This window comes from uncultured Solobacterium sp. (assembly GCF_963550625.1).
In the GTDB taxonomy this organism is placed as follows: Bacteria; Bacillota_I; Bacilli_A; order Erysipelotrichales; family Erysipelotrichaceae; genus Bulleidia.
Map to the genome: position 1 here is coordinate 14,037 of NZ_CAUVCV010000011.1, position 12,251 is coordinate 26,287.

The 12,251-nt window shown below is 36.3% G+C and carries 12 protein-coding genes; 9 read left to right on the forward strand and 3 right to left on the reverse strand.

Annotated elements, in window-relative coordinates; all coding sequences use genetic code 11:
- Window positions 1–6: 6 nt before the first annotated feature.
- The 9 genes from RYK16_RS06375 (at window position 7) to RYK16_RS06415 (ending at window position 6,613) form a co-directional block, all read left to right on the forward strand.
- Entirely contained in the window at window positions 7–354 is a 348-nt protein-coding gene (locus RYK16_RS06375; protein ID WP_314851432.1) for a hypothetical protein, read from the forward strand.
- Between the two features lie 225 nt (window positions 355–579).
- Window positions 580–1,290 carry a leucine-rich repeat domain-containing protein gene (locus RYK16_RS06380; protein WP_314851433.1) on the forward strand — a complete coding sequence of 237 codons (711 nt, stop codon included), beginning with the start codon at window positions 580–582 and terminating at the stop codon, window positions 1,288–1,290.
- 11 nt (window positions 1,291–1,301) lie between these two features.
- Complete coding sequence (locus tag RYK16_RS06385; protein ID WP_314851434.1) at window positions 1,302–2,006, forward strand: leucine-rich repeat domain-containing protein; 705 nt, start codon at window positions 1,302–1,304, stop codon at window positions 2,004–2,006.
- Window positions 2,007–2,017: 11 nt separating this feature from the next.
- Complete coding sequence (locus RYK16_RS06390) at window positions 2,018–2,725, forward strand: leucine-rich repeat domain-containing protein (protein ID WP_314851435.1); 708 nt, start codon at window positions 2,018–2,020, stop codon at window positions 2,723–2,725.
- A 10-nt stretch (window positions 2,726–2,735) separates the two neighbouring features.
- Window positions 2,736–3,443, forward strand: a complete 708-nt coding sequence (locus tag RYK16_RS06395; RefSeq protein WP_314851436.1) for a leucine-rich repeat domain-containing protein — start codon at window positions 2,736–2,738, stop codon at window positions 3,441–3,443.
- A gap of 11 nt (window positions 3,444–3,454) precedes the next feature.
- Window positions 3,455–4,165, forward strand: coding sequence for a leucine-rich repeat domain-containing protein (locus RYK16_RS06400; protein ID WP_314851437.1), 711 nt, complete (start codon window positions 3,455–3,457; stop codon window positions 4,163–4,165).
- Between the two features lie 11 nt (window positions 4,166–4,176).
- A complete protein-coding gene (locus RYK16_RS06405) occupies window positions 4,177–5,043 on the forward strand; it encodes a hypothetical protein (RefSeq protein WP_314851438.1) in 867 nt (288 codons plus the stop codon).
- A gap of 8 nt (window positions 5,044–5,051) precedes the next feature.
- Window positions 5,052–5,894 carry a hypothetical protein gene (locus RYK16_RS06410; RefSeq protein WP_314851439.1) on the forward strand — a complete coding sequence of 281 codons (843 nt, stop codon included), beginning with the start codon at window positions 5,052–5,054 and terminating at the stop codon, window positions 5,892–5,894.
- A gap of 8 nt (window positions 5,895–5,902) precedes the next feature.
- Entirely contained in the window at window positions 5,903–6,613 is a 711-nt protein-coding gene (locus RYK16_RS06415) for a leucine-rich repeat domain-containing protein (RefSeq protein ID WP_314851440.1), read from the forward strand.
- 64 nt (window positions 6,614–6,677) lie between these two features.
- Here the strand turns inward: RYK16_RS06415 and RYK16_RS06420 are convergent, their stop codons facing one another.
- The 3 genes from RYK16_RS06420 to RYK16_RS06430 form a co-directional block, all read right to left on the reverse strand.
- Entirely contained in the window at window positions 6,678–8,048 is a 1,371-nt protein-coding gene (locus RYK16_RS06420) for a sodium-dependent transporter (protein ID WP_314851441.1), read from the reverse strand.
- 140 nt (window positions 8,049–8,188) lie between these two features.
- Window positions 8,189–10,051, reverse strand: coding sequence for a glucose PTS transporter subunit IIA (locus RYK16_RS06425; RefSeq protein ID WP_314851442.1), 1,863 nt, complete (start codon window positions 10,049–10,051; stop codon window positions 8,189–8,191).
- Window positions 10,052–10,189: 138 nt separating this feature from the next.
- Entirely contained in the window at window positions 10,190–12,223 is a 2,034-nt protein-coding gene (locus RYK16_RS06430) for an AraC family transcriptional regulator (protein WP_314851443.1), read from the reverse strand.
- Window positions 12,224–12,251 lie beyond the last annotated feature (28 nt).

The window sequence follows — 12,251 nt, forward strand, 5'->3', positions numbered from 1 at the left end:
AATGATATGAATCAATATCGCATTGGAATAAATATGTTGTTTGCGGCCGCAATCGGTAAAGCGGTTATCTTATGTACACCATTAGGTTGGTTAACTCCAGTTAGAGTTTTATTAATTCTTGCGTGTTTGGCAGTTGCGGTTGGTGGTTTGTGGTATCTATACCAAGCAACTGGTGGACAGAAGATTACAAACGGTTTGATTTACACAGTTTTAGCTTTTGTTGCATATCAAATTGCGTTGGGAATCATTCGTGGTATCTTCGGAAGTATCATCACACTCGTAGTTGTGATTTGTGTACTCAGTTACCTACGCGTATACAAGTATGAAGATATCCTAAAATTTGTGAAACAATAAGAGTAAAACGTAAATAAAAGCCGAAAGGAAACACGTGAATATCATTTGTGGTGCCTTCGGCATTTTTTTAAGAAAAAATTAAAGTGATAATAATCTTAAAATTATAAAGACTTAAGGATTTCAATGTGTTCAACAATATATAATTGTGAGAAGATTAAATCAGTTTAATTGATATTAACAACAAAATATTATTAATACTATTCATGAAATATAGGGGGTATTCTTATGAACAAGAAATTATTAACAGGATTATGTGCAGGAATCATGCTTGTAGGTTTAGTAGGCTGTGGACCTAAAGAACCAAAACAAGACACTACAACAAGTACATCTACAAACGAGACAAAGGAAACAGAAAAAAACACAACAACTACAACAAATAACTCTGAAGTAACTGAGAAGAATTTCAAAGACTTCCCAGAGACAGATGAAAAGTACTTCACATATGATGAATGGCAAGAAGGTTATGTTATCTATAGTTGTACTTCTGACGATAAGGTTGTTCGTGTACCAAAGGAAATTAAAGGTAAACCTGTTATCGCAATTGGAGAACGTGGTCTCGCTAACCTAAAGTACTGTGAGGCAATCGTATTACCAGATACAGTACGGTATATTGGAGAAGGTGCATGTGCAATTGACGATATGTTAAAGTATGTCTATTTAGGCACTTCTGTAGAAACTGTAGAGAAGGGTGTATTTAATTCTGATAGCAGTTTAGAGTCTGTGGTATTCCCAGAAGGTACAAAGAGTATTGGATCACTAGTATTCTGGGGTACAGAATCAATTAAATCCATTACAATTCCAGCAAGTGTAACAGAAATTTCAAATGTATTCTATTTTAAGGATAACTGTAACCCAGATGTAGAAATCCATACACCAAAAGGATCAGCAGCTGAAGAAGTGGCTAATAATATCGGACTTAAAGTAGTAAATGACTAAAGGGGAATATTATGAACAATAAACTATTATCGGGCTTATGTGCAGCAGTACTCTTATCAGGTTTAGTAGGTTGCGGACCTAAAGAACCAAAACAAGACACTACAACAAGTACATCTACAAATGAGACAAAGGAAACAGAAAATAACACAACAACTAACAACTCTGAAGTAACTGAGAAGAACTTCAAAGACTTCCCAGAGACAGATGAAAAGTACTTCACTTATGAAGAGTGGCAAGAAGGATATGCTATCTATAGTTGTACTTCTGATGACAAGGTTGTTCGTGTACCAAAAACCATTAATGGAAAACCAGTCATTGCGATTGCACAGCGTGGTATGGCAAATCTTGAAAAATGTGAGGCAATCGTCTTACCAGATACAGTAAGATATGTTGGAGAGTCATCTTTTGGTCGAGATAAAGCATTGAAGTACATTTATTTAGGAACATCTTTAGAAACTGTAGATGATCACGCATTTTTAGGAGCAAGTTCTCTAGAGTCTGTTGTATTTCCGAAAGGAACAAAATCAATTGGTGAATTGGTATTTTCAGACACACCATCAATCAAATCGATCACAATACCTGAAAGTGTAACTGAAATAACAGACTTATTCTACTTCCCGGAAAATTCAAATAAGAATGTAGAAATTCATACACCAAAAGGATCAAAAGCAGAAGAAGCTGCGAATAGTCTAGGTCTTAAAGTAGTAAATGACTAAAGGGGAATAATATGAACAAAAAATTATTATCAGGTCTATGTGCAGCAGTACTCTTATCAGGTTTAGTAGGCTGTGGACCTAAACAACCAAAACAAGATACTACAACAAGTACTTCAACTACAGAAACAAAGGAAACTGAAAATAACGCAACAACTACAAACAATTCTGAAGTAACTGAGAAGAACTTTAAAGACTTCCCAGAGACAGATGAAAAGTACTTCACATATGATGAATGGCAAGAAGGTTATGTTATCTATAGTTGTACTTCTGACGATAAGGTTGTTCGTGTACCAAAGGAAATTAAAGGTAAACCTGTTATCGCAATTGGAGAACGTGGTCTTGCGAACTTGAAACATTGTGAGGCAATCGTTTTACCAGATACAGTACGATATATTGGAAAAGGTGCGTTTACGATTGACAATAAGTTAAAGTATGTCCACTTTGGTAAGTCAATAGAAACAGTAGAAGATGATGTTTTCAACTCTGATAGTTCATTAGAATCAGTTGTATTCCCGGAAGGCACAAAGAGTATTGGAACATTAGTATTCTGGGGTGCACGGTCAATTAAATCCATTACAATTCCAGCAAGTGTAACAGAGATTACAGACATATTCTATTTTGTAGATAACTGTAACCCAGATGTAGAAATTCATACACCTAAGGGATCAAAAGCAGAAGAAGTAGCTCAAACAATGGGACTTAAAGTAGTAAATGACTAAAGGGAATAGTATGAACAAGAAACTATTATCAGGATTATGTGCAGGAATCATGCTTGTGGGTTTAGTAGGATGTGGACCTAAGGAGCCAAAACAAGATATTACAACAAGTACATCTACAAACGAAACAAAGGAAACAGAAAACAATACAACTACAACAAATAACTCTGAAGTAACTGAGAAGAACTTCAAAGACTTCCCAGAGACAGATGAAAAGTACTTCACATACGAAGAATGGCAAGAAGGCTACGCAATATATAGTTGTACTTCTGATGACAAGGTTGTTCGTGTACCAAAGACAATTAAGGGCAAACCTGTCATTGCAATAGGCCAACGTGGCATGGCAAATTTGAAGAATTGCGAGGCAATTGTTTTACCGGATACAGTAAGATATTTAGGCGAATCTGCTTTTGTGAATGACAAAGCGTTGAAATATATTGATCTTGGAACCGGAGTGGAAACGGTAGATGATCATGCTTTTCTTGGTGCTAGTTCATTGGAGTCAGTCTCATTTCCGAATGGTACAAAGTCAATAGGTGATTTGGTGTTTTCGTATTCATCATCACTTAAATCTATCACAATTCCTGAAAGTGTCACAGAAATTACAGCGGCTTTCTATGGAAGAACAACATCTAATTTAGATGTAGAAATTCATACACCAAAAGGTTCTAAAGCAGAAGAAGTAGCTAATAGTATTGGACTTAAAGTAGTAAATGACTAAAGGGGAATAGTATGAACAAGAAACTTTTATCAGGATTATGTGCAGGAATCATGCTTGTAGGTTTGGTAGGTTGTGGACCTAAAGAACCAAAACAAGATACTACAACAAGTACTTCAACTACAGAAACAAAGGAAACTGAAAATAACGCAACAACTACTACAAACAGCTCTGAAGTAACAGAGAAGAACTTCAAAGACTTCCCAGAGACAGATGAAAAATATTTCTCATATGATGAATGGCAAGAAGGTTATGTTATCTATAGTTGTACTTCTGATGACAAGGTTGTTCGTGTACCAAAGGAAATTAAAGGAAAACCTGTAATCGCAATTGGAGAACGTGGTCTTGCGAACTTGGAACATTGTGAGGCAATCGTATTACCAGATACAGTACGTTATCTTGCGAAAACTGCATTTGCGATTGATGAATCTCTAAAGTATGTACACTTAGGTAAGTCAATAGAAACAGTCGAAGATGATATCTTCAATGGATGTAGTTCTCTTGAAGAAGTAACTTTCCCAGAAGGCACAAAGAGTATTGGAACATTAGTATTCTGGGGTACAGAGTCAATTAAATCCATTACAATTCCAGCAAGTGTAACAGAAATTACAGACTTATTCTATTTTGTAAAAAACTGTAATCCAGATGTAGAAATCCATACACCTAAAGGATCAAAAGCAGAAGAAGTAGCGAATCACTTAGGGCTTAAAGTAGTAAATGACTAAAGGGGAATAGTATGAACAAGAAACTATTATCAGGCTTATGTGCAGCAGTACTCTTATCAGGTTTAGTAGGATGTGGACCTAAGGAACCAAAACAAGACACTACAACAAGTACATCTACGAACGAAACAAAAGGAACAGAAAATAATACAACAACAGAAACAAAGGACACAAATAAAAATCAAGAAACAACAAGTGAAAAATCAAAATATGGCAACAAGTCAGAAGATTATTACATTTTTCACCAAGATGAGTATGACACTTTCCATCTTCGAGGAATGGGTAAAGGTTATGGGGCAACGAAAGCCCGTATGGATTCAGGAGACTATGACATCTCCATTAAAATTCCAACAAATTACTGGGTAAATGCTACTTCTATTAGAGAGAATGATGTAAAAGAGGCTATTCGTTGGAATGATACATTAGAAAAGATAGACTCTAATAATAAGGTAAGAGAAGATGACCGTATGTCGTTAGAGGATATTGAAAATAACGAACATGTATGGAAAATTCAAGCAGGGATGCGTAAAGAAAAGAGTAATACTGATTTAGAAGATACACTCATGGCATCCTTAACCTATTCAACAGAGAATTATGAGGAAAGCGATGCTAAAAATAATTTCCTACTTGATTCTAAGAAAACCACTGTTTCAGAGTTAGAGTATAAAGGCTATAAGTTAAAGGTTGTGCCAGTTAAGACAGTAGATGGTGTTCCTACAGGTGTTCATATGTTCTTATACTTAGATGAACATACATGTCTTTGGGTGAAGTACGAACCAGAAGATAAGATAGCAGACAATATTAAGGACTTAAAGCAGGAAGAACTTGTTAAGTTAGCAACAAAGGTTTTAGACGAGTTGGTTACAATTAAGAAGAAATAGGAGATAAAATGAACAAGGAATTATTGACAGGACTATGTGCAGTAGTACTATTGTCGGGTTTAGTAGGCTGTGGACCTAAAGAGTCAAAACATGAAAACGAACAGACTACAACAGAAGCACCGAAACAAAAAGAAAAAGACACTTCAAGATTCGATATTCTTTCACAGAATAAACTTGAGGAATTTAAAATAAGAGCATCTGGAGCAGAGTATGATGGAAGAATGGTTGATGAGAACGGCAATCGTATTATGGGTGATGACGGTAATCCAGTTGGACCGAATGTGCAACATTTTGACTATGATGTATCAATTAAATTACCAACCAATTACACAGTCAATGCACAAACAGTAGACAAGAATGGACATCTTTTAGATAGATACCGTTTAAATAAAGAAGTAGAAGAACGTGACCACTATTGGGATGAGGAATACAAGAAATCTACAGATGAACTCAATAATGACTATGTTGGTAAGGTAATTGCAACAGGGTTTGAAAAAGACACAGATACTTATTCATACGATAAGTTAATCTTTGTGGCAACTTTCTTACCTAAGCATTTCAAAAATACAGAACATGGTACTACTCTTGAAGAAGTAGACTCTTATTACCAAGAGTTTGATAAGAAAGAAAACCTAGTTAAGAGTGATTATAAGGGTTATACTTTATATACTAACAAGGTTGATACAACAGACGGTGGATATGTTGAAGGCTACTTATATTTAGATAACGTAAACAAGGTATATTTAACATACTTCAACAAGTATCAGAACACAAAGGACATGTCTAAGGAAGATGCTTACGAGCGAGTAGTTGAGTTACTTGACGAATTAGTAACAGTTAAGAAGAAGTAGGAGAAATAATGAACAAAAAATTATTATCAGGCTTATGTGTAGCAGTACTCTTATCAGGTTTAGTAGGTTGTGGACCTAAAGAACCAAAACAAGATACTACAACAAGTACATCTATGAACGAGACAAAGGGAACAGAAAATAACACAACAACTACAACAAACAACTCTGAAGTAACTGAAAAGAATTTTAAAGACTTCCCAGAGACAGATGAAAAGTACTTCACTTATGAAGAGTGGCAAGAAGGTTATGCAATTTATGGTTGTAGTTCTGAAGATAAAGTTATCAATGTACCAAAAACCATTAATGGAAAACCAGTCATTGCGATTGCAGAGCGTGGCTTAGCAAATAAACAAACTTGCGAGGCAATCGTATTACCAGATACAGTTAGGGTTATCTCTAAATCTGCATTTACTCTTGATGTAAATCTAAAATTTATCCATTTAGGTAGTTCTTTAGAACGTATAGGTGATAATGCATTCAACGGATGCAATTCCCTAGAATTCGTTAAGTTCCCAGAGGGAATGCAGGAAATTGGAATTAATGTATTTGCAAATACAAAAGTAATTAAATATATAGAAATTCCTGCAAGTGTAACAGAAATCACGGATGTATTTTACTTTACAGCAAGTGCTAATCCAGATGTCGAGATTCGTACACCTAAGGGATCAAAGGCAGAAGAAGTAGCGAATAGTTTAGGACTCAAGGTTGTAAACAATTAATGCAGTATTAAAATTAGTATTCATAAAGAAAGATAGTGTAGAGAAAACTCTATACTATCTTTGTTTATTTCATAAATGTGCTGATATATCCCTGGATAAAGATCCACATGATGATAAGTGGAATAATATAGGTCACATATAGGCGTGCCCATTTAGGGAATTTGATGCCTTTTCCTTCATTTGCTTCTGCAAGGAAGTTACCAAAGCCCCATCCATATTTGCTTGTACAGAATAGGAGATAGATTAGACAGCCTATTGGTAGTAGGTTATTACTAACGATAAAGTCTTCTAAGTCCATAATATTTGTTCCTGCACCTAACGGTGTAATGTTTTGCAATACATTAAATCCTAATATACATGGTAGTGATAATACAATAATGACGATTGCGTTGATGAGTGAGGATTTCTTAACGGATACTTTTGTTAAATCAGAGCTAAAGCCAATCATATTTTGGAAGATAGCGATAACTGTTGAAAGAGCTGCGAAGGACATGAATAAGAAGAATAATGCTCCCCATAATTGTCCTAAGAACATGTGGTTAAATATATTTGGTAATGTCACAAATATAAGTTTTGGTCCTTGTGATGGTTCTACACCAAATGCGAAACATGCTGGGAAAATAATGAATCCAGCCATGATGGCCACAAGTGTATCGAGTCCTAGTACGTGTAATGCTTCACCAGTGAGTGCTCGTTTTTTATCGATATAGCTGCCGAAGATTGTCATTGCACCAATACCAATACTAAGTGTAAAGAAGGATTGGCCTAGCGCTGCGAAGATAACTTTACCGATACCGACTTCCTGAATTGCTGCTAGGTTTGGTTTGAGGTAGAATTCTAGTCCTGCTTGTCCTCCTTTTAAGAAGATGGAGTTGATTCCTAGTGCTACCATTAAGATGAGTAGGGCAACCATCATCTTTGAAGTGATTTTTTCTACTCCGTTTTGTAGTCCTTTAGAACAGATGCCAAAACAGAGTATGACTGTAATTGCCATGAAGATAAACATTGTAAGTGGTTGGTTCATTAGACTGTCAAATTGTTCGCCAACTGCTGATGCGTCTAAACCATTGAAGTCTCCACGTAATGTCTTAAAGAAGTATAGTAATAACCAACCTGTGATAGTTGTATAGTACATCGCAAGCAAGTAGTTGCCACCCATACCGAACCATTTATAAATATGCCACTTGGTTCCTTTTGGTTCTAATTCATCAAAGGCAAGGGCAAGACTTTTTTGGCTGCCTCTACCAACCGCATATTCCATAATGATAATTGGTAGACCTAGTAATATTAAACATGCAATATAGATTAGTACGAAGGCTGCTCCACCATATTGTCCGACGATGTACGGGAATCTCCAGACGTTGCCTAAGCCGATTGCACAACCTGCGGATAATAAGATAAAGCCGAGGCGTGATGAGAGTTTTTCACGTTCCATAATATATACCCCTTTTTATAATGCCCTTATCATACCAAATTCTTTTCGAAGTTTTATATATAAAATGTAAAAAATATGAAAAAAGATATAGTTTTATGAAAATAATTACTATATCTTTTCAAAAATAATATTTTAAGTATTTATGCGGCCTTCTCAATCTTTTCGAAGTTTGCGCTATTTGTTAATACAACGATCACAGTATCTGGATGATTTGCGTCTTTGATCTTAGCACGGTCGAAAGTAATTAGTTTATCACCAGCATGGATAACATCATCTTGTTTTACAAATGCTTCAAAGCCTTCGCCATTCATCTGTACTGTATCAACACCAACGTGAATGAGTACTTCTAAACCGTCCTTGGATTGTAATCCAATTGCGTGTTTTGTAGGGAATAACATCATCACTGTTCCATCAAATGGAGCGTATACCGTTCCTTCTGTTGGGACAATACCAACGGATTGACCCATTGCTTCACCTGCAAATACTGGATCTGGGATTTCGCTGGCAGGAATAACTTTTCCCTTCACTGGAGAAAGGACTGTACCTTTTTCTGTTGTGATAATTGTTTCTGCTTGTGGTGTTACAGGAACAGGAGTAGATGAGGTTGTTTCTGTTTCTTCACCATCATTTTCTTTCCAGAATAAGAACGTTAGTACAAAGGATGTTCCGCCTGCTACAAGTAGCAGGATAGTATATGTTAGTGGGTTTGATGCGATGAGGTAGCCTGGAATACCTGTTACACCGTTGGCTGTTGCACCAATGTGGAAGATGGCTCCTACTAAGGCACCGATTGCACCACCAACTGCAGCGAATACAAATGGCTTCATCAAGCGTAGGTTTACACCGAAGATAGCTGGTTCTGTAATACCTAAGGAAGCAGAGAGTGCAGATGGGATAGCAATTGTCTTACGCTTTGTGTTCTTTGTCTTTAGACCTACAGCCAAGCAGGCACCAAACTGTGCAAAGTTTGCGGCAGAAGCGATAGGCATCCATGTGTTTAATGCACCAGTACTGAGCATACCTAACTCAATGGTGTTGTACATATGATGTAGACCCATGACAACTGTGACAGGATATAGAGCACCCATTGCTAGAGCTCCAAATGGATTTGCAACTAACACTGTTGCGGCAGATAACACCCAAGTTTCAAGTGTTGCGAAAATAGGACCAATCACCATGAATGTGGCTAAAGCAGTAACGATGACAGTTGTGAGTGGTGTTACGAATAGGTCAATCATTTCAGGTACAATCTTGTGTAACTTGATTTCAATCTTACTCATTAACCATACCGCAATGACAACTGGGATAACGTGTCCTTGGTAACCTAATTGGTTGACTTGTCCAAGTGTATAGCCAAAGATGTTAATGCCTTTACCAAATAGATACCAAACATCATATCCATTTGCGGCATTCCAACCGTTTGTAAGTGCTGGATGAACCATCATCAGTCCGATGACTGCACCTAAGAAGATATTTCCACCAAATACATGTGCTGCTGATACTGCAACTAGTACTGGTAAGAATGCAAAGGATGTATTTGAAGCCATGTCTAAGAATGCATACCAGTCAGTAGACGCAAAGGATGGAATTGCCTTACCTAGCGCTTCTACAAGACCCATCATTAAGCCAGCAGCTACGATAGCTGGTAGGATAGGTACGAATACATCACCAAGTGTCTTGATTAATTGTTTCCACCATGGCATTTGTGAAGCTGCAGCAGCTTTTACATCTTCCTTACTACCAGCAGTTACTCCGCTGATTGCAATGAATTCATCGTAAACTTTATTCACAGTACCGGTACCGATAATAACCTGTAATTGTCCACTAGAATTAAATACGCCTTGGACACCCTGTACGTTTTCTAATGTCTTTACGTCAACTTTACTGTTGTCCGCAATCACAAGACGTAAGCGTGTAGCGCAGTGTGCAGCACTGATAATGTTTTCTTTGCCACCAAGCGTCGCAAAGATTTCTTCTGCACATTTTCTATAGTTTAGTTCCATAAAAGAGCCCCCTTCTTTTTTGTGTAATAGCTCGGTATCATTTTACAATAAAAATGAAAAAAGAAAGATAAAAGATTGTTGAAATGTGACACAACTTATATGTTGATAAGTCAAAGAAAAACACAAGGGCTTAGGCTCTTATGTTTTGTTATCGATACGATATTGATTTGGTGTACTACCTGTATGTTTTTTGAAGAACGTATAGAAGTAATTTGAGTTTTCAAGACCTAGCTTTGACGAGATTTCTAGCGTTGATAAATTGGTTTCTATCAGTAGTTTTTTTGCGAGTTCTACTCGGCTGATATTGATATATTCCTTCATTGACATTGCATACTGGGATTTAAAGATACGGTTTAAGTATGTAGCGTTATAATCCATTGATAGTGCGACACTATCTGCAGTTAAATCGGTATCACATAAGTGTTGGTCGATATAATTCTTTGCGTTAGAAATTAGATCGAGTATCTTTTCTTCTTTCATATTGGCAAGATACTGACTATATGCATGCATGAGATTTAGAATGTAGCTGTTAATCTCTTGGATATCTGTTGTTGTACTTAATTTATTTTCAAACTGATATGTTGGTAAACTTGGAATAGATGATATAGAACGGATACGATCACGTAAGCCGGAATATAGTTTTGTATAGAAAAATTGTAGGGAATTGTAATGCAGGGATTTCATGAGACTAAACCACTCTTGGAAAGTTGCAGTAATTTCTTCCTCACGTCCGTGTTCGATTGTATAGAGTAAACGTTGTTCGGTTTCTTGAATCGTAGAGAAGTTTGTCATGAAGTGTGGCATATCTGACTCTCGATAGAAGAATTTTGTAGAATCTAGAATACGTAGGAAGTAGAGTTGGGATAACTTCTGATATGATGTATAGACTTTCGAGAGTGGTTTTGCATCGCCTAGGAATACTTTGATGTGATGTGATTTTGCGTAACTAGATAGTGCCTCAATATCTACCTCGTTAGTGATGATAGTGTAGAGGTTGTTAATGGTATGAACTTCTTTCTTCTCGCCAAATAAAGTGAGAATATGTTTGTTCGCTAAACTATCTAAGATACAGATGTAGATATCTTTTGTTGTATCAAAATCAAGTGGATTTCTTAAGAGTGGAAGTTTTTGGTTTAAGAGTAACTTGGTTAGATAATCCTGTTTCGCTTTGTGGGTCGCTTCCTCCATCTTGTGCTGTTGGTCGTGAATCCAAAGTGTAACAGCGTTATTTACAGAGCTTTTGGACGAGGATTTGAGTTCAAACTTATCCATAATCTCATAAAGTGGTGTGTAGTAATACTTATTAATAAAGTAACCTAATATCACAATCAGGATAAAGTTAATCACGATAATCTCTAAGAATAGAGGAACATAAGATGAGAAACGGTTGATAATACTGTTTGATTTAACCTGTTTTACAATATATAGATTGTAATCTGGTTGGTAAGAGTAGAAGTATACATAGTCCTCAATCGTTTTAAAGTGACTATCGTTATCAGAAGTGAAGTTTAATGTTTCAATCGGTAGGTAGGCATTGCCAGTGGAACTGAAATAGGTATCTTGTTCTGGTACATAGATAAACTCTGTCGCATCTGTATCTCTAAATAAGGAACGATTGAAAAGATAGGCATCAATATTAACAACCATGGAAACGTCTGTATCACGAATACCAGTAAACTGTAATGTATATACCCAAACATTATTTGGAAGTTGACGTAGTTTTAGTAAATGGTTGTTTGGGGTAAAAGCTGCTTGATCATCAAATTGATCTAACGAATATGAGCCGGAGTTGGTTGTATAGACTATGCTGGATGATTTATTTAAAAGATAAATCGAATGAATAAATGGATTCGTACTATCTAGCGCATGAAGAGTACGTAGGTACTTTGCGGCTTGGGTAGGAGAGATATCTGTTGCGTTACGAAGACTAATTGCCTCACTAGAGTAAAAGGTATTATATGCGGCATAACGAACTGTATCCAATGAGTGGGCCATCAGGTTTTTGAAGCTTTCTTGGGTACTTAGGTGATAATCAATCAGACTCTTTTTTCTAGAATCATTGATATTTTTCAGTAAAAGTAAACTAACAAAGACAAAAAATAACGCGATAATTAAGATCAATCGCTTTCGTAATCTATCAATACTGTTTTGTAATTTCGTCGTTTCATTCATATAATAGGCACTTTTCTAGATATTTAAA